Source organism: Nocardioides sp. cx-173 (assembly GCF_021117365.1).
GTDB lineage: Bacteria > Actinomycetota > Actinomycetes > Propionibacteriales > Nocardioidaceae > Nocardioides.
Map to the genome: position 1 here is coordinate 3,286,299 of NZ_CP088262.1, position 23,356 is coordinate 3,309,654.

Consider the following 23,356-nt stretch of genomic DNA (forward strand, 5'->3'; position numbering starts at 1 on the left):
CGGGGCCTGATGAGCGGGGTCCGATGAGCGGGGTCACGGTGTCGGCCACCGCGCCGGACGGGCTGCCCGAGGTCCGGGAGGGCGACGACCTCGCGGCGCTGGTCGCGGGCGCGCTGCCCGACCTGGCCGACGGTGACGTCGTCGTGGTCACGAGCAAGGTGGTGAGCAAGGCCGAGGGCCGGGTCGTGTCCGGCACCCGCGAGGAGGCGCTGCCCGGCGAGACCGCGCGCGTCGTAGCCCGGCGCGGCCCGACCACGATCGTGCGCACCCACCACGGCCTGGTCCTGGCCGCGGGCGGGATCGACGCCTCCAACGTCGAGCGCGGCTCGGTCGTGCTGCTCCCCCTCGACCCCGACGCGTCGGCGCGGGCGCTGCGCGCCGAGCTGCGCCGGCTCACCGGACGCAATGTCGCGGTCGTGGTGACCGACACCGCCGGACGGGCGTGGCGCGAGGGCCAGACCGACCTCGCCGTGGGCGCCGCAGGACTGGTCGTCGCCGAGGACTTCGCGGGCCGGATCGACGCGCACGGCAACGAGCTGGCCGTGACCGCGCCCGCCGTCGCCGACGAGCTGGCCGGCCTGGCCGAGCTCGCCCAGGGCAAGCTCGGCGCCCGCCCGGTCGCCGTGGTGCGCGGCCGCGCCGACCTGGTGCTGCCCCCGGACGACGACGGGCCCGGGGCCGTGGCGCTCGTGCGCGCGGAGGGCGCGGACCTGTTCGGCTTCGGCGCCCGCGAGGCGGTCGTCCGGGCCGTGACCGGCGACCCCGCGGACCGTGTGGTGTTCGGCACGCCCGCCCCGGCCGAGGAGCTGGCGGCCGCACTGCACCGCCTGCCGGCGCGCACGACGGCGTACGACGGCGGCCTGGAGATCACCGACGAGGCCTCCCACGAGCTCGTCGCGGTGCTCGCGTTCGCACACGGCTGGGTGGTCGAGGAGAGCAGCCGGCACCGCCGACTGCGTCTGCGCCCGGCGACTCCGTAGACTCTCCGCGACCCTGACCCGAACAGAGGTACCTCCCGCCGTGGCCAAGCCAGCCAAGTCCGACCGCCAGAAGGTCATCGACGACATCCGCAAGAAGCAGAAGAGCGCCGAGAAGCGCCGCGGCTTCATGATCGTGGGCGTCTGCGTCGTGGTGGCCCTGCTCATCGTCGGCGCCGCGGCGTACCGGCCGATCAAGAACAGCTGGGACCTGCGCAAGTTCAAGGACCTGGACCTGGCCAAGATCGGAGCGCCGGCCACGGCGTGCGACGACATCACCACCAAGCCGGCAGAGGGCAGCAACGACCACGTCCCCACCGACACGCCGGTGACCTACGACGACGCACCGCCGGCGTTCGGAGCGCACTGGAACGAGTACGGCGTCGCGCCGGCCCCGTTCTCGGAGAAGTTCTACGTCGCCGACGACCGTCCCCCGCTGGAGTCGCTGGTCCACAACCTCGAGCACGGCTACACGATCGTCTGGTACGACGAGACGATCGCGGACGACAACGAGGCGCTGACCGAGCTGAAGGCCGTCTCGCGCAAGTTCCCGGGCACCGACAACTACCGCTACAAGTTCATCGCCGCGCCGTGGACCTCGGCGGACGAGGACGGCGCGAAGTTCCCCAAGGACAAGCACATCGCCTACACGCACTGGTCCGTCGGGGGCGAGGGCGAGAGCGACGCCTCCAAGCAGGTCGGCGTGTGGCAGTACTGCACCGAGTTCAGCGGTGAGGCCCTCGAGGACTTCATGGTCGAGTACCCCTACCTCGACTCCCCCGAGCCCAACGTCGAGTAGCTGGCCGGTCAGGTGAGGTCGGGCCGTGACTCCTGGAGCGCGGCCACGACCTGCTTGACGTCCTGCGCCCGCGCGCGGGTGGTCACCAGCAGCGCGTCCGGGGTGTCGACGACGACCACGTCGTCGAGCCCGACCACCGCCACCGTCCGACCGGTGGCCGGCACGACCAGTCCGGTCGAGTCGACGGCGAGCACCAGCGCGTCGTCGCCCAGGACGGTGGTGCCGGCGACGTCGTCTCGCAGCAGCGTCGCGAGCGAGTCGAAGTCGCCGATGTCGTCCCAGCCGAACGACGCCGGCACGGTCGCCACCCGGCCCGCCGCCGCCGCCGGCTCGGCGACCGCGTGGTCGAGCGCGATCCTGGGCAGGCTCGCCCAGACCTGGTCCAGGGTGTCGGGGTCGGCGGCTAGCGCCCGCAGCGCCGCCGCGAAGGTGGGGTCGCCGGCGGCCAGCAGGTCGAGCAGCACGGTGGGCCGCACGACGAACATCCCCGCGTTCCAGCGGAAGTCGCCCGACGCGAGGTAGCCGCGGGCCACGTCCACGGACGGCTTCTCCACGAACTCGCGCACCGCGAAGGCGCCCGCGTGGGCGGGGAGCGGCTCGCCGAGGTGGATGTAGCCGAAGGCCGACGACGGGTTGGTCGGCTCGATCCCGAGCGTCACGAGCCAGCCGTCGCGCGCGACCTCGATCGCCGTACGCACGCAGTCGCGGAAGGCCTCCTCGTCGGCGATCACGTGGTCGGCCGCGAAGGAGCCCATGACGGCGTCGGGGTCGGCGCGCTCCAGCAGCGCGGCGGCCAGGCCGATCGCGGCCATCGAGTCGCGGGCCGACGGCTCGGCGAGCACCGAGCCCGCCGTCACCTCCGGCAGCTGCGCGACCACGGCCGCGCGGTGGGCGCGGCCCGTCACCACGACGAACCGGTCCTCGGCCAGCGGTGCCAGCCGGTCGTAGGTCCCCTGGAGGAGCGAGCGCCCGCTGCCCGTGAGGTCGCGCAGGAACTTGGGCGACGACGCGCGAGACAGCGGCCACAGACGGGTCCCCGCGCCACCGGCCGGGATCACCGCCCAGAATCCCTCGATGGCAGACATGGGCGCGAGCCTAGTGGCGCCACTGGTGTCCCGGTGCGGAGGCCGCTCGGGGAGACTGAGGTGGTGACGACCTTCCCCGCAGTCCTGGCCCGGCGGCTCCGCGCGGACGGAGGCCGGCCGCTGGTCACCTTCTACGACGACGCGAGCGGCGAACGGGTCGAGCTGTCCGTGACGACGTACGCCAACTGGGTGGCGAAGGCCGCCTCGCTGCTGGTCGAGGAGCTGGAGCTCGAGCGGGGCGACCGGCTGCGCGTGGACCTGCCGGCGCACTGGCTGGGCCCGGTCTTCCTCGGGGCGGCCTGGACGGCCGGGCTGGTGGTGACCGACGCCGACACCCCCGACGCGGTGGTGTGCGGCCCCGACACGCTGGACGCCTGGGCACCACGGGCCGAGGAGCTGCCGGTGCTGGCGTGCTCGCTGCTGCCCCTCGGCGTGCGGTTCGCCGAGCCGGTGCCGACGCACGTGCACGACGTGGGGGCCGAGATCTGGTCGCAGCCGGACTCGTTCGTGCCCTGGGACCCGCCGCAGGCCGACGACCCGGCCACCTGCTTCGGCGGAGTGGACGTCACCCAGGAGGAGCTGTGGAGAACGGCCGCCACCGGGACTCTCGTCACCGATGGCGGCCGCCTCCTCTCGGTGGCGAACCCGGCTTCCCCACCAGGTGTCGCCACGTTCAGCGAGCCGCTCGCGAAGGGCGGCTCACTGGTCCTGGTGGCCCATGCCGAGCGGGAACGGCTCGAGGCGACGTATGCCGCCGAGCACGCCACCGCCCGCTTCCCTGCATGAGCCCAGGACGTCTCTGGGACTGCTAGCCCGCCAGGTCGTAGCCCCCCATCCCCTCGGCGAGGAACCGGCGTGCTCCGACGCCCGCGGCGGTGAGGGGCAGCAGGTAGAGGTAGCCGGTGGCCCGCTCGCGCACGATCAGGTCGGAGTGCCCGGTGAGGCCGATGTCGCTGATCCCCACCACCCAGTCGTACGGCGTGAGGTCCACCGACAGCGTCTTGGCCCCGGTCAGCCCGCCCGGCCCGTTGCCCGGGCTCACCCGCAGCCGGGTGCCGGTGCGGAACAGCGAGTCCGGGGCGCCGTCGGCGTCCCATCGGCCCACCGGGATCTGCCGGCTCGCCGTGACCCGGCCGGCCGCGACGTAGGCGGCGGCCAGCCCCTGGGTGCCCAGTCCCGGGTAGATCATCATCGACCCGCCCGTGGGCTGGCCCATGAGGTCCGGCCAGCCGTCGCCGGTCATGTCGCCGACCGCCGCCAGGAGCTGCACCTTCTTGAAGCCCTTGGCCAGGAGCCGCAGCGGGCCGAACCGGCCCCTGCCGTCGCCGAGGCGCAGGTACAGGTTGCCGTTGCTCTTGTTGCGCGTGACCATGTCGCCGTGGCCGTCGCGGTTCCAGTCGCCGGCGTTGAGCACCGTGTCGGCGTTGGCGAGGTTGATGCCGGTGGCGAGGGGGGCTCCGGTCTCCCACGTGTTGCGGTTGGCGAAGAGCACCACCGTCCCCCCGCGGCGCGCAATGAGGTCGGGGGCGCCGCCGGCCACCAGCGGGGCGCCGCTCAGCGCGCCGACGGTCTTGGTGCGCACGATCGGGCCGAGCGCATGCCCGTAGGTGCCGTTGCCGCGACCCGGCAGCACGTAGCCGAGCTTGGTGTCCCCGCGGCGTACGTACAGGTCGGCCCGCCCATCGGCGTTGTAGTCGCCGAGCCCGGTGATCGTGTCGAACGGCGTCCAGCCCCGCGCCACCACCACCCGCTTCTTGAACTTGGCTCCCGCAAGCCCGGCGTGCAGGTACATCGTGCCGGTGCCGCGTTCGCGGCCCAGCAGGTCGACGTGCCCGTCGCCGTTGACGTCGCCGGCTCCGACGATCCTGTCGTAGGTCCCCCAGGCGGTGCCCACGAGACCGCGCTTGGTGAAGGAGCCACCACCGGCGCCGAGGAACGCGTTGAGCCGGCCGGCCGCGGTGCGCGCGACGAGGTCGTTGCGGCCGTCTCGGTCGAGGTCGCCGACCGCTGTGATCGCGTCGTGGCCGGCGAAGGCGCGGGTCTGCTTGACCAGCGCGCCGAAGGCGCCGGTGTTGTTGCCCGGCAGGACGCCGCCCGTCCCGTCCTTCGAACGCACGAACAAGTCGCCCTTGCGGTCCCCGGTCAGGTCGGGCGAGGCCACCACGGTGTCGAGACCCTCAGCGCCGGTGAGGACGGTCTTGGCCGGGGCGATGGTCGTGAGCCCACCGGTGGGCACCACGTAGCCCATCTTGTCGGTGGCGTTGCGCACGATCAGGTCGGGGTGCGGCGTGGAGGCGAGGTTCGACTCGAGCTCGCGACCGGTCCAGCCGCGCTGGGCGGCGGTGGCCAGCTCCCGGATCTTGGGGATCTTGGCGTAGAGGTACTTGCCCGGGCACGCGGTGGACCCGGCGTCGCGGTGGCCGTTGATGGCGCGGAAGCTCTTCTTCCCCACGCGCTGCGACGGCGAGGACGCCGTCACCCCGTGCAGGGACAGCTTCCAGGCGAACAGCGCGCCGTAGGCCTGCACCATCGCCGCCGGCGGCTGCTTGATGTCGAAGTTGCCGATCGCCGACATGGCGAACGCGTAGTCGTTGTAGCCCAGGGTGTGCGCCCCGACCACCGGGCGGTCCACGCCGCCGGCGCGCCCCTCCCAGATCCGGCCGAAGCGGTCGACGAGGTAGTTGTAGCCGATGTCGGACCAGCCTCGGGACCTGGTGTGGTACGCGTAGATGCTGCGCAGGAGCCCGGGGACCTCGGCCTGCGAGTAGTCGTTGGCGTTGACCGTGTGGTGCACGAAGCCGGCGTGCACCTCGAAGTAGTGCAACGACCCCTTGTCGCGCATCCGCTCGTCGGCACCCCACTGGGCCCGCGAGTAGATGACGGGCTTCGGCGTGAACGTCGCGGCCTGCAGGTCGATCGCCCCCTCGGCGTCGCCGGTGTCCTCGGCCGGCGCCTGCGGCACCGCCACCGCGCCGGCCGCGCCGGTCGGCGCGGCCTCACGGGTGTCGATCTCCGGGGCCTCGACCGTGGTGGCCTCGGGCTCGCCGGGCGCGATCACGGCCAGACGCAGGTCGGGAGGCGCCGCACCGTCAGTGGTGGTGACCTTGACCTGGACCTCGTCGACATCGCCGACGAGCAGAGCGTCGGTGCCCGGCCGGGCGTTCCTGGCCTCCGCGCTGCGGGGGTCCGGGCCGTGGTCGGCGTCGTACTGGACGGGCATCCACTCGGTCCACGCGTCCGCGGTCTCGGTGCGCACGTGGACCTGGATCGCCTCCTCCGTGAGCTGCTTGCCGTGCTCCCACGTGACGCCGACGGCGCCGTAGCCGGTCACCTTCTGCGGGAGGCTGGTGAGCTCGCTGCCACGGCCCTTGCCCGGGACGACCCGGGCCTGGAGGCTGCCGGTCGCGACCCGGCCGCGCACGCCCGACGGTGCGGTGAGCGGCACCTCGGTGACGACCGGGTCCACGACGCCCGCGGGCAGCACGGACTTCATCGTGGTGGTCTTGGCGTACGCCGCGAGCGCGGTGGGCGCCGAGGTGACCGGCTCCCGCTGCACCACGTCGAGGGAGACGACGTTGGCGGCGGGCACGAGGACGGCACAGACCAGGCCGAGCGTCAGCAGCTGCTGGCACACGGTGACGAAACGGGCTTGGTGAGAAGGCATTTTCAACGGCTCCAGTGCGAGGGGAAGATTCACACGAGCCGCAACTGTCACATGCGTAACAGGGCTCCGCCTAGAGGATCTGAGTAACTACAATCGTGTAATTTCCAGTCGACACGCCGACGAGCTGAAGATTTGTCAAGCCGAGCCACTTAGTTTGAGTCAGTGGCCACTCCCCCCACCGTCGCGATCGGGCAGGTGCTGAACGGGCTACGTCTCCCGAGCGGCGCGCAGGTCGCCGTGGCGGACCGCATCGGCAGCGATGAGCGGGAGGACATCGTCACCGCGTTCGGCGCGGTCGTGCTCGACATCTGGCGCTCCCCCGGCGAGCTGGCCGTGGATCTCGCCGCCCGGGGGCCCTTCGACGCCGTCGTGGACCTGACCCCGGCCGGGAACGCCGTCGAGCGCCTGCGCGTCGCGCTCGCCCACCTACGCCCCGGCGGCCACGCCGTGCTGCGGGTGCCGGTGACCGGCCCTGCCCGCGCCGACCTCCTGGCGCTGGTCGAGCAGGTGCGCTCGCTGGCCGCGAGCGGCCGGGTGGCCCCGCCGACCTTCGGGCGGGAGCGGGGACGTGCCGACGAGGAGCGCGACCTGCACGCCCTGGCCGCGGGGACGGCCCTGCGGGTGAAGGGACGCTTCCTTGTGGCGACCCAGTCCGCGGACGTGCGCGCCCCTGTGCCGGAGCGCCGGCTGGATGAGCTGCTCACGAAGGCGCCGGAGCGCGGGCGGACCCTGCACACGGTGCCCGCGGTGACCTGGGAGGCCCGCGGACGCTTCGCCAGCAGCCTGCCCGGTGACGACCGCCGTCACTCGTACGCGGCGCCGCAGCTCGCGCTGCGCGAGCTGCACGCCGTCCTGTGCCTGCCCCACCAGATCGCGGTGCAGGGCCACGTCGTCCTCCCGGCCAGCTTCCGCAACGTGGTACGGCCGCGGCCGCGCTCGCGCTGGCTGGTCGAGTGGTCGCGCCACAGCGTCCTCGCGCCCGAGGCGGCCAGCGACCCGACGCCGCTGGCCGGACCGCACTACTACGCCGACAACGTGAACCGCGGCCACTTCGGGCACGCGGTCACCGAGCAGCTGTCCATGCTGTGGGGGTGGGATCACGCCCTGGCGGAGCACCCGGACCTACGGCTGCTGGTCACCAGCCCTTCGGGCGCCCCGCTGGCCGAGTGGGAGCTCGAGCTCCTCGAGGCAGCCGGCGTCGACCGCGCACGGGTCACGGTGGCCACGGGCCCCACCCTCGGCGAGACCCTCATGACCGGGACCCCCGGCTACGCGATCGGCTCCTACGTCCACCCCGAGCTGCGCAGGCTCTACGACCGCGTCGTCACCAGCCTGGCTGACCGCGCCCCCGCCGGACCCCGCCCCCGCCGGCTATTCCTGACCCGCGCTCACGACACCCGCGCCTGTCACAACGCCGAGGAGGTCGAGGAACTCTTCCGCGCCCACGGCTTCGAGGTCACCCGCCCCGAGCAGCACAGCCTGCCCAAGCAGCTCGCGCTGGTCCGAGCCGCCGACGTGGTGGCCGGGTTCGCGGGCAGCGGGCTGTTCCCCGTCGGCCTCCTGCGAGAGCCCGCCACCGTCATCGTCGTCGGCTCCGACACCTACCCGATGCTCAACGAGCGCCAGCTGTGTGCCTTCGCCGGCCACGACCTGCGCCTCGTCCGCTGCCGCGCCGACATCCACACCGAGCACTACAGCCTCGAGTCGTTCCACTCGCCCTTCACCTTCGACCCCCAGCGCGAGGGCCGCTTCCTCGCCCACGTCCTCGACGGCCTGACCGCCTAGTCCGCGGAGGTCGAGGGTCAGATGTCGTTGCCGATGGCCTCGTCGACCTCGTCGCTCTCGTTGTCCTTGCCGTCGTCGTACTTGAGGTAGCGGATGCCGGCGTTGACGCCGCCGTCGAAGCCGACGCGGCCCTTCTCGAGGACGATGACCCGGTCGCACATCTGACGGACGGAGCCCGCCGAGTGGCTGACGTAGAAGAGGGTGCGTCCGCTGTCGCGGACCTCCTGCATCTTCTCCATGCACTTGCGCCGGAACGGACGGTCGCCGACGGCCAGGGCCTCGTCGGCCAGGAAGATGTCGGAGTCGACGTGGATGGCCACCGAGAACCCCAGGCGGGCGAACATGCCCGAGGAGTAGTTGCCGACCGGGCTGTCCAGGAACCGGCCGATGTCGGCGAACTCGACGATCTCGTCGAACTTCCGCTTCGTCTCCTGCTCCGTCATCCCGAGTACGGCGGCGTTGAGGTAGATGTTGTCGCGCCCGTTGAGCTGGGGGTGGAAGCCGGCGCCGGTGGCGATCAACCCGGCGATCCGGCCGCGGGTGAGGACCTTGCCCGAGTCGGGCCGCATGACGCCCTGGACCAGTTTGAGCAGCGTGCTCTTGCCCGAGCCGTTGAGGCCCATCAGGCCGATCGACTCACCCTGCTCGACGGTGAAGCTGACGTCCTCGAGGGCGCGGAAGGTGTCGCTGATGTCGCGCCCCTTCATCAGCGCGACGCTCATCTGCTTCAGGGTGCGGTGGTAGCGGAGCGTGAACTCCTTCGTGACGTCGTCGATCACGATCGAGGTGGAGGCGGGGTAGGAGGTCATCAGAGGCGCTCCGGGATCCGGTTCTCGAAGCGGCGGAAGACGAGCTGGCCGATCACCAGCATCACGAATCCGACGCCGAGGGCCAGGAAGGAGTAGGAGTAGAGGTTGTCCGGGATGTGGATGGCCTGGGTCGCCTCGGGGTCGCTCGTGGTCCCGACCCAGAACGCCTGCTGGACCAGCAGCACCGCGTCGGCGACCGGGTTGAACAGGTAGTAGCCCGCGGCGGCGCCAAAGCGGTCCTCCACCAGGCTGAAGGGGTAGATCATGGGGACGCCGAAGCGCACGAAGTTGCTGAGGATGGTCACGAAGCTGCCGACGTCGCGCATGAACACGTTGGCCACGCTGAAGACCAGCGCGAGCCCGGTGCCGAGCAGGCAGATGATGCCCAGCGCCAGCACGAACCCAAGCAGGGCGACCGGGTCCGGCGTCCAGCCGCAGGAGACGCAGATGATCAGGAGCACGATCAGCTGCGGCCCGATGTGGTACAGCGAGACCATCATCGAGGCCACCGGGAACATCTCCCGTGGCACCGCCATCTTGCGCACCAGCGCCTTGTTGCGCACGATCGAGCGGGTGCCGGCGTTGAACGTCTCCACGAAGAACTGGACGACGATCAGCCCGCAGAACACGTGCACGGCGAACATCTCGGTCCCGCGGTCCATGATCTTGCCCATGACGAACCAGAAGATGAACAGCTGCGAGAGCGGGTTGATGTAGGACCACAGGAACCCGAGCGCCGAGGCCTGGTAGCGAGCGTTGACCTCACGCCGTACGAGCAGGCGCAGCAGGTAGCGCCGCCGGAAGACCTCCAGGAGGCCCGCCGACGGGGACGGGCTCACCAGGGGCGCGTCGACGATGCGCCGGGGGGCCTCGACCTCAGTCATCTGCCCGCTCGGTCCACGGCTTGAACGTCTCGTCCCACGCCTCCGGGGCGGTGATCGAGTCGAGCTCCTCGCGGTACAGCTGGGCCAGGCGCGGCCACTCGCGCCGGAAGCGCTCGTGGAGCTCGACGGTCCGCTTGGTGAGGCTGCGGAACAGGGCGGGGTCGCGCTGGTAGAACGCCGCCGACGTGCCGTCGTTCATCGACACGATGGCGGAGTCGTAGCCGGCGAGGCGGTACCAGCGGGCGTCCATCGCGCGCACCTCGGCCTCGGGGTGCTCGCGGGACAGCTCGCGCGGCGGCTTGAGCTGGCGCAGCGGTGCCAGGCCGGCGGTGACCAGCTGGGCGAGGCGCCCCGGGATCTCGACCGGGTCGCGGCCCTTGCGCGGCGGCTTCTTGCGCCGCACGTCCGGGAACGCGTCGGGGTCCGGCTGGAGCTGGGCGTCGGCGAACTCCTTGCGCGTGGCGTTGACCTCGCCCAGGCGCACCGGCAGCATCCGGTGCAGCACGTGCGGCCCGGCGAGGACGTCCTCCATGGCCTGCAGGCGCAGCTCGGCGGTGGAGTACTGCATCGACACCAGGTGCGCGATCTGGTGGTTGAGGCTCTCGCGGATCATCCGCCCGCCCTTGGGGTATGGCGAGTGGAGCAGCGCCGCGATCAGCCGGTTGCGGTGGTGGAAGTAAGCCTGCCAGTCCAGGGCGTCGTTCTTGTCGGTCCACGGGACGTGCCACACGGCGGCGCCGGGCAGGGTCACCGTCGGGTAGCCGGCCTCCTTGGCGCGCAGGCCGTACTCGGAGTCGTCCCACTTGATGAAGAGCGGCAGCGACAGCCCGATCTCCTCGAGCACCTGACGCGGGATGAGGCACATGAACCAGCCGTTGAAGTCCACGTCGATGCGCTTGTGCATCCAGCGGCTGGAGCGCAGGTTGCGGGCGGCGAGGTCCCAGTCGGAGTAGGTGTCGAGCGGCGACTGCCACCAGAAGCGCCACGGCTGGACGATCTCGCCGAAGGAGTGCAGCCGCGAGCGGCTGTACAGGCTGAACATGTGGCCGCCGACCAGCGTGGGCCGCCGGGCCAGGTCGGCGAAGGTGATGGCCCGGATGATGCCCTCGGGCTCGCAGACGACGTCGTCGTCCATCATCATCGCGTAGCTCGCGGTGCCCTTGCGGACCGACTCGAGCTGGCCGCGCGCGTAGCCCCCGGAGCCACCGAGGTTGCCCTGCTCGATGACCCGCAGCGTCTCGCCGAGGGCCGCCTCGGCCTTCGCGAACTCCGGGGAGTCGACGACCTTGTCGGTGCCCTGCTCCATGACGAAGACGGTGTCGAGGTAGGGGCGCAGCTGCTCGTCCTCGCCGACCTGCTGGAGCAGCTTGGCGCAGAAGTCCGGGCGGTTCATCGTCGTGATAGCCAGGTCGAGGGTGCCGTGCTCGGCGCGGTCCTCGGGCACCTCGGCCGTCCACTCGGCCGAGGTGACCACCACGTCCTCGTCGCCGGCGACGACGTTGTACCAGTACCAGCCCCCGTCGACGAACGGCTTGAGGGTCAGCTCGAAGACGAATGTCGCGGCGCCCTCCTGCCCCACGGTCGCCGACTCGACCCGCTGCGAGCGCCCGTTGGCCATCGACTTGTAGACGATGACGCTGGCGCCCCGCCCGGACACCTCGACGGTGAGCGTGACGGCCTTGACGACGGTCCAGCGGCGCCAGTAGCTGGCCGGGAAGGCGTTGAAGTAGGTGCCGAAGGACAGCCGCTCGCCCGACTTCACCCGGAACGAGGTGCGCGACTCGATCTGGTCGGGATGGATCGCCCGGCCGGTCGAGGTCGACTGCCGGATCGCGGCGTTGTTGAGGTCCTTGGCCGCCCGGTTGCCGCCGATCTCGTAGCGGTCGGCGTCGAGGCGGGCCTCCTCCGGGTCGACGTACAGCGGGAGGACGTCGAAGTCCCGGTCGAGCGGAAAGATCTGTCGTTGCAGCAGTCGCGTGGTCATTCGTCCACTCCCCCGCTCGTCAACGGCGCACCGTCGGCGAAGTGCGGCTTCAGCTTGTTCTCGAACATCGACAGCGCCGAGCCGATGGCCATGTGCATGTCGAGGTACTTGTAGGTGCCCAGCCGGCCACCGAAGAGCACCATGGGCTCGCGCTTGGCGCGCTCGCGGTACTTCAGCAGCTTGGCCCGGTCGTCGGCGGTGTTGATCGGGTAGTACGGCTCGTCGTCGTCCTCCGCGAACCGGCTGTACTCGTGGACCACGATGGTCTTGCCCGGCAGGTAGGTCCGCTCAGGGTGCAGGTGCTTGAACTCCAGGATCCGGGTCCACGGCACCTCCTGGTCGTTGTAGTTGACCACGCCGGTGCCCTGGAAGTCGTCCACGTCGAGCGTCTCGGCCTCGAGGTCCACGGTGCGCCACGACAGGCGCCCCTCGGCGTTGCCGAAGTACTCGTCGACCGGCCCGGTGTAGACGATCGGCACCTTGCCCTTGTAGTCGTCGGCCACCGCGAAGAAGTCCGTCTCGAGGCGGACCTCGATGTTGGGGTGGTCGGCCATCCGGGTGAGCCACGCGGTGTAGCCGTCGGTCGGCAGGCCCTCGAAGTCGTCGTTGAAGTAGCGGTTGTCGAAGGTATAGCGCACCGGCAGCCGCGTGATGATGTCGGCCGACAGCTCGGTGGGGTCGGTCTGCCACTGCTTGGCGGTGTAGCCCTTGACGAACGCCTCGTACAGCGGCCGCCCGATGAGGGAGATCGCCTTCTCCTCGAGGTTGGTCGCGTCGGCGGTGGCGATCTCGCTGGCCTGCTCGGCGATCAGCGCGCGTGCCTCGTCGGGGGTGTGCGACTTGCCGAAGAACTGGTTGATCAGCGCGAGGTTCATCGGGAAGGAGTAGACCTGCCCCTGGTACTTCGCGAAGACGCGGTGCTGGTATCCGGTGAAGCTGGTGAAGCGGTTGACGTACTCCCACACCTTCTTGTTCGACGTGTGGAACAGGTGGGTGCCGTAGACGTGGACCTCGATCCCGGTCTCCGGGTCGATCTCGGAGTAGGCGTTGCCCCCGAGGTGGTGGCGGCGCTCCAGCACGAGCACCTTGAGGCCCAGCTCGGTCGCGCAGCGCTCGGCGATGGTCAGCCCGAAGAAGCCGGAACCGACCACGACGAGATCGGGCATGGCGTCGGGGCTGGGGTCAGGGGAGGGCACGATCGGTCAGTCTACGGATCGGTGGTGGCCAGGACCCACTTCCCACGCACCCCGCATGATGCGTGTCACATTTGGATGAGGCGCCGAGGCGGGGGTCGTTCTAGGCTGTCCCGGTGCAGGTGCGAATGGCGTCCCGGTCCCTAGGCGAGGACTTCCGTTATGCCTGGCTCGCCGGGCTCCTCATGGCGGGGGCCACGCTCCTCATCGCCTGGCTCGAGGACCTGCCCATCCGCGACCCGGACGGCCTGATCCCGGGCTACATCCGCTTCCCGGCGATCGTGCTGGGCGCCATCTCCCTCGACATCGTGCCGCGGGCCCTGTGGCGGGCCCGCCGCGCTCCCCTGTCGCTGTGGAAGGTGCTCCGGGAGATCACCCGGGAGCGGTGGCCGGCGTCGCACTGGCGCTTCGCCTTGGGTGGGGTCATGGCCTGGTACCTCTGCTACGCCACCTTCCGCAACCTGAAGAGCTTCGTGCCGTTCGTCCACGCGGAGGGGGGCGCGCCCTTCACGGCGACCGACAACGTCTACGACACCACCATGGCCCGCCTCGACAAGCTCCTGTGGCTCGGCAACGACCCCGCCCAGGCGCTGCACGACATCCTCGGCACCGGCTTCGCCGCGCACCTGTTCTCCGCGGTCTACATCATCTGGATCGTCCTGGTCCCGGTGTCGATCGCGATCGCGCTGGTCTGGACCCGGCACACGGCCGCCGGCTCCTGGTACGTCACCGCCGTCGCGTTCGACTGGGCATTCGGCGCGGTCATCTACCTGCTGTTCCCGTCGGTCGGACCGATCTACTCCGACCCCAAGACGTTCGCCGGCCTCCCCGAGACCTGGGTCACCCAGCTCCAGGCGAGCATGTGGGACGACCGCCTGGCCGTCGTCGGCGACGTGGTCGGGTCCGGCACGCTGCAGACGATCGCGGCGTTCGCGTCGCTGCACGTGGGGATCATGGTGACGATCTGCCTCATCGTGGAGTACGTCGGTCTCGCGCGGTGGCTGCGGGTGGCGGCATGGGTGTTCCTGGTGCTCACCGTGTTCTCCACGGTCTACCTGGGCTGGCACTTCTTCATCGACGCGATCGCGGGCGCCGCACTCGGCGCGTCCACCGTCTGGCTGGCGGCCATGGCCACGGGCAACCGGGTCGGGCTGCGGCCGCGCCTGAGGCGCGAGGAGCCCGGCGACGACTCCCTGGTCGAGGCCGCGCCGGCCCCGCGGGTCAGCCAGGACCAGGACCAGGACCCGGCGCCGCGCTGAGCGACAGCCGGCGCATGCCGCGCGCGTCGCGGAGGGCCCGCACGACGTTGCGCGCCTCGGCCCGGCCGCCGTGCAGCGGGCTGAGCACCAGCACCGCGAGTGCGATCAGCCACGGCTTGAGGCGGACGGCGAGGTTCTCGCCGTACCGCAGGTGCACGACGAAGAGGTTGCGGTACATGAAGTACCCCTTCCACCCGGCCAGGTCGTGCTGCTGGTCGAAGTCGAGTTGACGCACCAGGACCGCGTCGCGCACCGCCCAGATGCGGTAGCCGGCGCGGCGCGCGCGCAGCGCGAAGTCGACGTCGTCGTAGAAGATGAAGAACGTCGGGTCGGGCAGCCCGATCTCCTCGACGACGCGGCGCCGCACGAGGAAGCCCTCGAAGGCGACGTTCTCGATCTCGACCAGAGGCGGCATCGCCGCGCGGGTGCCGTAGTCGGTCTCGACCATGCCGGTCTTGGGCTTGATCGCGAGCGGGTTGCGCAGGTCGAAGCGGGTCGCGGCCTTCTCGACCAGGCGGCCCGCGGTGTCCTCGCGGACCGCGGCGAGGCAGTCCTCGTCCTGGGCCATCAGCACGCTGAGGCAGTCGGGCGCCGGCACGACGTCGTCGTCCATCAGCCAGACCCGGTCGAAGCCGTGCTCGACCGCGGTGCGCATGCCCAGGTGGAAGCCGCCGGCGCCGCCAAGGTTCTCGGACGGGGTCAGCACCTGCAGGGGCAGGCCGGTGCGGGCCGCGAGCACCTGGGGGGTGTGGTCGGTGCTGGCGTTGTCGACCACGATGACCGCGTCCGGGCAGCGCTCGAGCGCGGCCAGGCCGTCGAGCATGCCGATCAGGAGGTCGGCGCGGTTGTAGGTCACCACAACGACCGCGACCGTCTCGGGGCGAGGGTGCGTCACGCGAGGTACCTCCGGTGACCGGTGAAGTCGCCGCGCAGGCCCGCGACGGCGGCACGGGCGCTGGTCAGGATGCGGGACGGCTGCGGACGGGTGAACAGGTAGAACCACACGGTCTTGGTCCAGAACATCAGCACGTGCGGCCAGCCCCGGTAGGCGCGCAGGTTGACGGTGTTGTTGCGGGCCATGCAGTAGTGCTTGAGCTCGCTCGGGGTGTGGTTGTACGTCGTGCGGCCGAACATCATCGGCGTCCCGAGGTCTCCCACGCTGGGGTGCAGCACCCGCGCGCCCACCACCGTGGCGATCCGCCCGCCGGCGCGCTCGGCGCGCAGGCGGTACTCGTGGTCGTCGCCCCAGATGAAGAACTCCGCCCGGGGCAGTCCGATCCGCTCGACCAGCGCCCGGGTGACGAGCACGCCGTTGAAGGGGATCACCACGTCCCGGATGAGCCCGTCCACCGCCGCCGAGCGGACGTCGTCCAGCTCGTGCACGGTCCTGGTGCCGCCGGGCAGCCGGATCGGGAAGACCAGCCGCTCCGGGCGCTGCTCGTCGACGACCACCGGTCCCCAGAAGTCCAGGTCGGTGCGCTCGAGCAGCAGGCGCAGGCAGTCGTGGTCGGGCAGGCCGTCGTCGTCCATGAGCCACGCGAGGTCCGCACCACGCTCCATCGCCCACGCGAGCCCGTCGTGGAAGCCACCGGCGCCGCCGCCGTTCTCCGCGAGCGTGCGCCGTACGACGTCGGGCTGGGCGTCCAGCCACTCCCCCGTGCCGTCGGTCGACGCGTTGTCGACCACGAGCACCTCCGCCAGCTCGGGCACCTCCCGCAGGCGGGCGACGAGCCGCTGGAGCAGGCCGAGACGGTTGAACGTCACCACCACCGCCACGACGCGGGGGCTGCTCACGTCCGGCTGCTGGGTCACGGCGACCACCCTAGGGGGCGCGTCAGCGCACGCCGACGAGCGTCCCCACGGCGACGCTGAGGAGGAACGCCCAGCCGCCGGTCAGCCGGTACGCCCCGGGCCGGGGGTGCGGCACTCCCGCGGCGCGGCCGGCCAGCAGCAGGTACGCCGGCACCGCGACGGGCGCCGCGCCGAGCACCAGCCAGAACCACGCCCACCGGGTCGCGCGCCACGGCCGTCCGCTGGTGAGGACGCCCAGGAGCGTGGCCAGATAGAGGACGACGAGCGCACCCGACCACGGGTGCGGCACGCGCCACTCCATCAGCGTCGGCCGGTGCCCGCGCCACGGCACGGCCTCGAACCGGACGTCGGGGTCGAGCATCGTCAGGTGGGCGCGCACGTCGCCCTCGATGACATTCTCGCCGTAGCCCTCGTCGACCTCGAAGCCGCCATCGTCGGCGAGGGGATCGCCGTCTCGGCGAGGCCCCTGGACCACCCAGGTGACGTGACGGACCAGCCCGTCGCGCCAGGAGACCAGGACCTCACGGTCGCCCCGCTCCGGTGCCTCGGCGAGCCCCACGACGCCGACCTCGCCGGAGGCTACGGCCTGCTCCAGCTGGGCGAGCGACGACTCACGCTCCCCCGCCACCAGCACGGTCACCATGACCACCAGCCACCCGACCGCCAGCGCCGACCGAACCAGCGCCAGGAGGACCCGCCACCGGCCGCGCGGCTCTGCCGGCGGGCTCGCGGGCGTCTCCGCCACGGTGGTCATGCGGTCAGGCTAGGCCGCCGGAGCCACCTCGCGCCGGTGCCGGGCAACCCGGACATGCCGGTGGCCCCGCGGTGGCGGGGTGTGGGGCGGTCAGGGTCTCTGGCGTGGGACGGGCTCGGTGCCGGTGTGGTCGCGGCGGTAGGTGTGGCCGTGGGGTGAGTGCCAGACATAGGTGCCGCGGTCCAGGACGTCGTAGGTCCAGCGGCCGTGCGTTTTCAGGCGATGGTGCCCGCGACACAGGGGTGCGGAGTTGCAGGAGCAGGTCGGTCCGCCCTGGTGGTAGGGGGTGACGTGGTCGTGGTCGCAGCGTTCGGCTGGTCGGGTGCACCAGGGGAACACGCAGTGGTGATCGACCAGGTCGTCCTGCTCGACGAGGCGGGTCGGGTGCTCGTAGCCGGCGACGTGAATGTGCTCGGCGAGGTCCCGCACGGGCTTGACGTTGATGACCGTGGTGCCGGGTGCCCCACACCACTCGCGGATGGTCTCGACGAGCACCGGCTTGCGGCCGCATCTGCCGACGGTGGCGTTCGGGTCGCCGAACACCCCAGCCTCGTGGATGTGCAGGTCGATCACCCGGGTGATCTTGATGCTCTCGGTGGTTGAGGAAGGACGAAGTCCTGTCTCGAAACCACCGCCGCGGTCCTGGTCACCGAAGGGCAGCGTGTCCTGCCCGCGCGCCAGATCGCCGGCGGCCTGGGCGCGTCGTACGTCCAGCGACTCGGTCGACCCGGCGGCCTTGCGGTCCGCCGCGAGGCGGCTGATCGCGGCATCGAAGTCGAGCGCGTCCTGCGCATCCAAGGTCCCGGACACCTCGATCGTGCCCTCGAGGGTCAGGTCGTCGGTGTGTACGTCGAGCTTGCGTCCGTCGGCGGCTTGGCGGCGGAGCTTCTCGGCCTGCTCGGGGTCGAACCGGGCGATCGCGGTGGTGATCTGTCGTTCGACCTCGGCGTAGGAGACCTTGTGCGCGCAGTAGCCCACCCGGGCGTCGACGAACGCGGCACCGGCCAGGGGTAGGCACATGGTGTGCTCGGCGATCCAGCGGGCTTTCCAGAACCCGAGCTGACCGGCTTCGACGCGTGCCCAGATCCGTGGGAGGCGGTACTTGATCTCGAGGGCGGCGCCGACGTACCGCTTGGCGGAGTCGGTCGACATGCCCAGGGCGGCGCCGAGCTCCATGACCGCGAACTCGCTGACCCCGGGTGCCCCGGGCCCGGCGAGCGGGATGCCGTGGTCACCGAACGCGGCGTCGTCTTCGTCGTGGGTCTCGTGGAGGGCGCACCAGTCGTGGACGAGGTGGAGGCGTCGCAGCTCGGCGTCGGTGGCTGCTCGGGTCTCGGCGCGGACACCGTCGAGCAGTTGTCTGCTCTGGTCGGGTCCGGGGGTGCTCATGGGTCCACTCAAGCACCCGCCACCGACAGTCAAGAGGTCGAGAATGCCCTTTGTCCACAGGGCTCTGAGCACTTCTCAACCTCTCGGTGGTCGAGGTGCGAAGGCGTGCAACGCGCCCCTTCGGTGGTCGAGGTGCGAAGGCGTGCAGCGCCCCTTCGGTGGTCGAGGTGCGAAGGCGTGCAACGCCTGAGCCTCGAGACCTCCGCCGGCGACCTGACCGCCGTACCCCGACGCTGCTTGTCGACTCACCGGGTCTCGAGGCTCGTCGCTGACGCTCCTCACACCTCGACCACCGGAGGGGCCTCGGTGGTCGAGGTGCGAAGGCGCCCTGGCGCCTGAGCCTCGAGACCCCGGTGACCTGACCGCCGTACCCCGGGGCTGCTTGTCGGCTCGCTGGGTCTCGAGGCTTGTCGCTGGCGCTCCTCGCGCCTCGACCACCGGAAGGCTTCGGTGGTCCAGGTGTGAAGGCGCTCTGGCGCCTGAGCCTCGAGACCTCCGTGACCTGACCGCCGTACCCCGGGGCTGCTTGTCGGCTCGCTGGGTCTCGAGGCTCGTCGCTGGCGCTCCTCACACCTCGACCACCGAGAAGCCGCTGGCGCTCCTCACACCTCGACCACCGAACGCAGGCCGCGACCTCTAGGCGGAGGTCAGCAGGCGCCGTCGAGGTCGTCGGCGGAGTTGGCGGCGTAGCCCTCGCTGAGGGAGCCGACGGAGCCGCCGGTGACGACGTTCGGATCCGGCTTCTTCGACTTCTGGGGGGCGTTGACGGTCTTGCCCTCGGCCTTGTCGATGGCCTGGCGCACCTTGCGCTTGACCAGCTTGATGTCGGGGTGGGCGGTGGTGATCATCGGGGGCACCAGGGAGAGCGTGGACATCTTCTGCTCGCGCGCCTTGAGGGCGAGGGAGACGAAGGTGTCGAACTCCGAGGTCGGGACGTTGGTCGAGATCATCTCCGACGAGGCCTGGGCGAGGTCGCCGAAGTTGGCGACGACCGACTGGGGGCTGACCTGCTCGAGCATCGCGTTCATGACGCACTTCTGCCGCGCCATGCGCGAGTAGTCGTCGGAGCCCTCGCGGGCCCGGGCGTACCAGAGGGTGTCGTGGCCGTTCAGCTTGCGCACGCCCGGCTCGATGTAGCCGGTGACATCGTCACCGAGGCCACCGACCGGGATCGGCGAGCGCACGTTGAGGGTGACCCCTCCGACGGCGTCGACCAGGCCCTTGAAGCCGGCGAGGTTGACCATGGCCCAGTAGTTGATCTTCAGGCCGGTGATGCCCTCGATGGCCGAGACGGTGGCGTCCACGCCGGGATTCTCGGAGTCCGGGAACAGCTCGGGGTTGTCCTGGGCCCAGGTGCTGACGCCGTTGAGGTAGCAGCCGTCGCAGTCGAAGCCGTCGGGGAACTGCTCGCGCATCACCGAGCCCTTGGCGAACGGGAAGTTCGCCAGGTTGCGCGGCAGCCCGATCAGCACGGTGCGGCCGGTGTCCTCGTCGATGGAGGCGACGGTCATGGAGTCGGGGCGCAGGCCCCAGCGGCCCGCGCCGGAGTCGCCGCCCATCAGCAGCACGTTGTAGCGGCCGTCGTTGGCGCTGGTGTCGCCGCCGTGGCCGGAGAGGGAGATGAGCAGGTCGCGCTGCACCTGCACGAGGTGGGCGCCGAACAGCAGTACGCCGGCGACGGCGAAGCACATCAGCCCGTTGACGCCGACCATCGCGCGCCGGTGGCTCATCCCGAGCGTCAGCGGCTGACCCAGCCGCCATGCGTCCACGAGCAAGGCGGCCCAGCCGATGGCCGCCGCCGTGAGCACCAGGCGCATCACGAGCAGCAGCCCGGTGCTGGTACCCATCCAGATCAGCAGCCCGCGATCGACGACCACGGCGAGCAGCGTGACCGCGAGCAGCCCGAGCATGCCCAGCCAGATCCGCAGGGCCGCGAGGCCGACCTTGCGGTTGCCGGCGACGAGCTGCGCGGAGCCGGGGACCACGAGTGTCATCACCATCAACGACATGGCTCGACGGAAGCGGACGCGCGAAGCACGCTCGACCGTGGAGGACATGGGACGCCTCTTTCCAGCACCGGGGGAAGGAACAGTGCTGCCGCCCAGTATCACCAGTCCCATGCGTCACAGGCGGCTGCGACGCGCCGAGAGCGCCTCAGGAGCGGCCCTGATCGATCTCCTGCTTGCGGGCCAGCCGGTGCGCCCGGCGGATCTGCGCCTCCCGCAGGCGGCGTACCTCGTCGGGCGACTCCGGCGCCAGCGGCGGCACCGGCCGCGGCCGGCCCTCCTCGTCGATCGCGACGAACACGAAGTAGGCCGACGCGACGTGCAGGCTCTCGGCCGACGGCTCGTCCCAGGGCTGCGCCTCCACGCGCACCCCGACCTCCATCGAGGACCGGCCGGCCCAGTTGACCTGGCTGAAGGTCCGGACGATGTCGCCGACGTGCACCGGCGCGAGGAACGCCATCTCGTCGAGCGCGGCCGTCACGGCCGGGCCGGCGCTGTGCCGCTGCGCCACCGCACCCGCCGTGGAGTCGGCGAGCTTGACGATCTCGCCGCCGTGGATGTTGCCGAGCAGGTTGGCCTCCCGCTCGGAGGTGATGACGGCCAGGGACACGCGGGCGAACGACGGTGACCGGGGCTCGAGTGCGGGCGTCACGATCGCCACGCTACTCGGGGGCTGCACCAGGACCTCGACCTGCTGGCCCAGGGCATCGCGGCGTCGCTCGAAGAGCTGTTGTTGGCGCCCGCACGGTAGCGTCGCGCCCATGGCAGATCGTCCGGGGAACGGCGGTCCCGAGGACGGGACCAAGTACGGCTGGCTCTACGGCGCCAAGGGCGGGCAGGAGCCCCCACCCGACGCGACGCGCGCCATCCCCCGACAGCAGCGCCCCTCACCGCGCCCCTCACCGGAGCGCCCCCGCGAGGACGCCACCCGGGTCATGCCCACGCAGCAGCCCCCTCCCGGACGCACGCCCCGCTCCCCGGCGCCGGCCCCGGCGCCCGCCCCGCCGCCCACGCGCGGCGGCGGCAGCCGGTTGCGCCGACCCCGCTTCTGGCTCCGGCTGGTCCCCCTGGTGCTGGCGCTGTGGCTGATCTACACGCTGGCGGTGCCGTTCTTCGCGTGGCGGAGCACCGACAAGGTGGCGTTCGCGCCCGACGGCGACCGCCCGGGCGACCAGCCCGGCACGACGTACCTCATGGTCGGCAGCGACTCCCGCAAGGGCCTGACCAAGGAGGAGCGCAAGAAGTTCAGCACCGGCAACCCGAGCAGCGAGCTCACCGACACGATCATGCTCCTGCACACCGGCGACGGGCCGGACGTGCTGCTGTCGATCCCGCGCGACTCGATCGTCGACATGCCGGGGCACGGGGAGAGCAAGATCAACTCCGCCTACTCCCGCGGCGGGGCCAAGCTGCTCGTGGAGACGATCGAGAACGCGACCGGCATCCGCATCGACGAGTACGTCGAGATCGGCCTGGGCGGCGTCGCGGGCGTCGTGGACTCCGTGGGCGGCATCGAGGTCTGCCCCAAGAAGGCCATCAAGGACAAGCTCGCCGGGCTGGACATCGCGAAGGGCTGCCAGGAGATCGACGGCACCGAGGCACTGGCCTACTCGCGCTCGCGCAAGCAGTCCGCGCTCGGCGACCTGGACCGGGTCCAGCGCCAGCGCGAGGTCGTGGCGGCCGTCGGCAAGAAGGTCCTCTCGCCGTGGACCGTGGTCAACCCGGTCCGCTGGTGGCGGCTCAACAACGCGGTGCCCGGGTTCTTCGGCTTCGGCGAGGACACCAGCACCGTCGACGCCGGCCGCTGGGCGCTGGCCATGACCAAGGTCGGCGGCAAGGACGGACGGACCTGCACCATGCCGGTGACCGACGGCTCCGCCAACACCTGGGACCGCGACCGGGCCGAGCCGATCTTCCAGGCCTTCATCGAGGACCGCACCGACGACATCACCGACGCCCAGTGCACCGCGAGCGGGCTGCCGGGGCGCCGGTGACCGGCTACGAGACCCTCGCCCTGGAGGTCGACGACGACGGGGTGGCGACGCTGACGCTGGACCGCCCCGACGCGCTCAACGCGTTCGACCTGACCATGGCCCGCGAGCTGGAGCGCTTCTTCCTCACCGACGCCCGCGACGACGCCGTGCGCGCCGTCGTCGTCACCGGCGCGGGCCGGGCCTTCTGCGCCGGCATGGACCTGTCGGCGCAGGGCAACGTGTTCGGCCTCGACGAGACCCTCGCCCCGACGCCCGAGGACCTGCGCGCCCACCTGAGCGAGGCGCCGTACCACGACGGGGTCCGCGACACCGGCGGCCGCGTCACCCTCGCGATCCACGCCCTGCCCAAGCCCGTCATCGCCGCCATCAACGGCGCCGCGGTGGGCATCGGCGCCACCATGACCCTGGCGATGGACCTGCGTCTCGCCTCGACCCGGGCCCGCATCGGCTTCGTCTTCGGCCGGCTCGGGATCGTCCCGGAGGCCGCGTCCTCCTGGTTCCTGCCGCGCATCGTCGGCATCCAGCAGGCCCTGGAGTGGGTGTACGCCGCGGATATCCTCACCGCGGAGCAGGCGCTGACCGGTCGGCTCCTGCGCTCGGTGCACGAGCCCGACGACCTGCTGCCCGCGGCGCAGGAGCTCGCCCGCTCCTTCGTCGTCGACCGGTCCCCCGTGGCCCTCGGCCTGGCCAAGCAGCTGCTGTACCGCAACGGAGCCGCCGCCGACCCGCTCGAGGCGCACCTGTCGGACTCGCTCGCGATGTTCTACACCTCGGTCGGCGACGGCGTGGAGGGCGTCGCAGCCTTCCGGGAGAAGCGCGCGCCGCGCTTCTCGGGCAAGGCGAGCGACCTGCCGCGGGTCTTCTGATCCGAGAGGCCGAAACCGCCGACAGTGGGGGTCGTCGGCGGTCTCGGCCAGACAGGACTACCAGGCCTGCCCGGCGTCAGGCCCGGGACGGGGAAG

General features: G+C 71.4%; 19 protein-coding genes. 7 read left to right on the plus strand and 12 right to left on the minus strand.

Features of this window, described 5'->3' with window-relative positions; translation table 11 throughout:
* Positions 1-23 precede the first annotated feature (23 nt).
* A complete protein-coding gene (locus LQ940_RS15970) occupies positions 24-980 on the plus strand; it encodes a coenzyme F420-0:L-glutamate ligase (protein ID WP_231243048.1) in 957 nt (318 codons plus the stop codon).
* Between the two features lie 40 nt (positions 981-1,020).
* Entirely contained in the window at positions 1,021-1,776 is a 756-nt protein-coding gene (locus tag LQ940_RS15975; RefSeq protein ID WP_231243046.1) for a DUF3105 domain-containing protein, read from the plus strand.
* Between the two features lie 8 nt (positions 1,777-1,784).
* Here the strand turns inward: LQ940_RS15975 and LQ940_RS15980 are convergent, their stop codons facing one another.
* Positions 1,785-2,861: a mannose-1-phosphate guanylyltransferase gene (locus LQ940_RS15980; protein ID WP_231243044.1), complete on the minus strand. Its 1,077-nt coding sequence runs from the start codon at positions 2,859-2,861 to the stop codon at positions 1,785-1,787.
* 63 nt (positions 2,862-2,924) lie between these two features.
* Here LQ940_RS15980 and LQ940_RS15985 point away from each other — a divergent pair, with 63 nt between their 5' ends.
* Complete coding sequence (locus LQ940_RS15985) at positions 2,925-3,647, plus strand: TIGR03089 family protein (RefSeq protein WP_231243042.1); 723 nt, start codon at positions 2,925-2,927, stop codon at positions 3,645-3,647.
* Between the two features lie 22 nt (positions 3,648-3,669).
* Here LQ940_RS15985 and LQ940_RS15990 read toward each other — a convergent pair whose 3' ends face one another.
* Positions 3,670-6,525: an FG-GAP-like repeat-containing protein gene (locus LQ940_RS15990; RefSeq protein ID WP_231243040.1), complete on the minus strand. Its 2,856-nt coding sequence runs from the start codon at positions 6,523-6,525 to the stop codon at positions 3,670-3,672.
* Positions 6,526-6,687: 162 nt separating this feature from the next.
* Between LQ940_RS15990 and LQ940_RS15995 the strand changes: the two genes are divergently transcribed.
* Positions 6,688-8,310, plus strand: a complete 1,623-nt coding sequence (locus tag LQ940_RS15995) for a glycosyltransferase 61 family protein (RefSeq protein WP_231243038.1) — start codon at positions 6,688-6,690, stop codon at positions 8,308-8,310.
* 17 nt (positions 8,311-8,327) lie between these two features.
* Here the strand turns inward: LQ940_RS15995 and LQ940_RS16000 are convergent, their stop codons facing one another.
* The 4 genes from LQ940_RS16000 to glf are packed head-to-tail and all read right to left on the minus strand — an operon-like array spanning position 8,328 to position 13,153.
* Positions 8,328-9,119, minus strand: a complete 792-nt coding sequence (locus tag LQ940_RS16000; protein ID WP_231243036.1) for an ABC transporter ATP-binding protein — start codon at positions 9,117-9,119, stop codon at positions 8,328-8,330.
* A complete protein-coding gene (locus tag LQ940_RS16005; protein WP_231243034.1) occupies positions 9,119-10,003 on the minus strand; it encodes an ABC transporter permease in 885 nt (294 codons plus the stop codon). Before LQ940_RS16005 ends, LQ940_RS16000 begins: the two co-directional genes overlap by 1 nt.
* Positions 9,996-11,987 carry a glycosyltransferase gene (locus LQ940_RS16010; RefSeq protein ID WP_231243033.1) on the minus strand — a complete coding sequence of 664 codons (1,992 nt, stop codon included), beginning with the start codon at positions 11,985-11,987 and terminating at the stop codon, positions 9,996-9,998. Before LQ940_RS16010 ends, LQ940_RS16005 begins: the two co-directional genes overlap by 8 nt.
* Positions 11,984-13,153: a UDP-galactopyranose mutase gene (glf, locus tag LQ940_RS16015; RefSeq protein ID WP_231243182.1), complete on the minus strand. Its 1,170-nt coding sequence runs from the start codon at positions 13,151-13,153 to the stop codon at positions 11,984-11,986. The genes LQ940_RS16010 and glf overlap by 4 nt, the downstream gene beginning before the upstream one ends.
* A 143-nt stretch (positions 13,154-13,296) precedes the next feature.
* On the opposite strand from glf, the gene LQ940_RS16020 reads away from it, so the two are divergent.
* Positions 13,297-14,439 carry a phosphatase PAP2 family protein gene (locus tag LQ940_RS16020; RefSeq protein ID WP_231243030.1) on the plus strand — a complete coding sequence of 381 codons (1,143 nt, stop codon included), beginning with the start codon at positions 13,297-13,299 and terminating at the stop codon, positions 14,437-14,439.
* Here LQ940_RS16020 and LQ940_RS16025 read toward each other — a convergent pair.
* The 6 genes from LQ940_RS16025 to LQ940_RS16050 form a co-directional block, all read right to left on the minus strand.
* Positions 14,402-15,334, minus strand: coding sequence for a glycosyltransferase family 2 protein (locus LQ940_RS16025; RefSeq protein WP_231243028.1), 933 nt, complete (start codon positions 15,332-15,334; stop codon positions 14,402-14,404). The genes LQ940_RS16020 and LQ940_RS16025 overlap by 38 nt on opposite strands.
* A complete protein-coding gene (locus LQ940_RS16030; protein WP_231243026.1) occupies positions 15,331-16,251 on the minus strand; it encodes a glycosyltransferase family 2 protein in 921 nt (306 codons plus the stop codon). The genes LQ940_RS16025 and LQ940_RS16030 overlap by 4 nt, the downstream gene beginning before the upstream one ends.
* A gap of 22 nt (positions 16,252-16,273) precedes the next feature.
* Entirely contained in the window at positions 16,274-17,005 is a 732-nt protein-coding gene (locus tag LQ940_RS16035; RefSeq protein ID WP_231243023.1) for a hypothetical protein, read from the minus strand.
* A 90-nt stretch (positions 17,006-17,095) separates the two neighbouring features.
* Complete coding sequence (locus LQ940_RS16040; protein WP_231243021.1) at positions 17,096-18,394, minus strand: DUF222 domain-containing protein; 1,299 nt, start codon at positions 18,392-18,394, stop codon at positions 17,096-17,098.
* A gap of 647 nt (positions 18,395-19,041) precedes the next feature.
* Positions 19,042-20,451, minus strand: a complete 1,410-nt coding sequence (locus LQ940_RS16045) for an LCP family protein (protein WP_231243018.1) — start codon at positions 20,449-20,451, stop codon at positions 19,042-19,044.
* Between the two features lie 97 nt (positions 20,452-20,548).
* Positions 20,549-21,163 (minus strand): acyl-CoA thioesterase, encoded by a 615-nt coding sequence (locus tag LQ940_RS16050; protein WP_231243015.1) that lies wholly within the window; start codon positions 21,161-21,163, stop codon positions 20,549-20,551.
* Between LQ940_RS16050 and LQ940_RS16055 the strand changes: the two genes are divergently transcribed.
* Positions 21,162-22,394 (plus strand): LCP family protein, encoded by a 1,233-nt coding sequence (locus LQ940_RS16055; RefSeq protein ID WP_231243013.1) that lies wholly within the window; start codon positions 21,162-21,164, stop codon positions 22,392-22,394. The two genes, LQ940_RS16050 and LQ940_RS16055, sit on opposite strands and share 2 nt — an antisense overlap.
* Positions 22,391-23,260: a crotonase/enoyl-CoA hydratase family protein gene (locus tag LQ940_RS16060; RefSeq protein WP_231243011.1), complete on the plus strand. Its 870-nt coding sequence runs from the start codon at positions 22,391-22,393 to the stop codon at positions 23,258-23,260. The genes LQ940_RS16055 and LQ940_RS16060 overlap by 4 nt, the downstream gene beginning before the upstream one ends.
* Positions 23,261-23,356 lie beyond the last annotated feature (96 nt).

Bases quoted from the DNA above. Each gene is read 5' to 3' on its own strand.
- LQ940_RS15970 (WP_231243048.1), top strand. From the start codon at position 24: ATGAGCGGGGTCACGGTGTCGGCCACCGCGCCGGACGGGCTGCCCGAG.
- LQ940_RS15980 (WP_231243044.1), bottom strand. From the start codon at position 2,861: ATGTCTGCCATCGAGGGATTCTGGGCGGTGATCCCGGCCGGTGGCGCG.
- glf (WP_231243182.1), bottom strand. From the start codon at position 13,153: ATGCCCGATCTCGTCGTGGTCGGTTCCGGCTTCTTCGGGCTGACCATC.
- LQ940_RS16005 (WP_231243034.1), bottom strand. From the start codon at position 10,003: ATGACTGAGGTCGAGGCCCCCCGGCGCATCGTCGACGCGCCCCTGGTG.
- LQ940_RS16035 (WP_231243023.1), bottom strand. From the start codon at position 17,005: ATGACCACCGTGGCGGAGACGCCCGCGAGCCCGCCGGCAGAGCCGCGC.
- LQ940_RS16055 (WP_231243013.1), top strand. From the start codon at position 21,162: ATGGCAGATCGTCCGGGGAACGGCGGTCCCGAGGACGGGACCAAGTAC.
- LQ940_RS16040 (WP_231243021.1), bottom strand. From the start codon at position 18,394: ATGAGCACCCCCGGACCCGACCAGAGCAGACAACTGCTCGACGGTGTC.
- LQ940_RS16000 (WP_231243036.1), bottom strand. From the start codon at position 9,119: ATGACCTCCTACCCCGCCTCCACCTCGATCGTGATCGACGACGTCACG.
- LQ940_RS16045 (WP_231243018.1), bottom strand. From the start codon at position 20,451: ATGTCCTCCACGGTCGAGCGTGCTTCGCGCGTCCGCTTCCGTCGAGCC.
- LQ940_RS16010 (WP_231243033.1), bottom strand. From the start codon at position 11,987: ATGACCACGCGACTGCTGCAACGACAGATCTTTCCGCTCGACCGGGAC.
- LQ940_RS16050 (WP_231243015.1), bottom strand. From the start codon at position 21,163: ATGGGCGCGACGCTACCGTGCGGGCGCCAACAACAGCTCTTCGAGCGA.
- LQ940_RS15990 (WP_231243040.1), bottom strand. From the start codon at position 6,525: ATGCCTTCTCACCAAGCCCGTTTCGTCACCGTGTGCCAGCAGCTGCTG.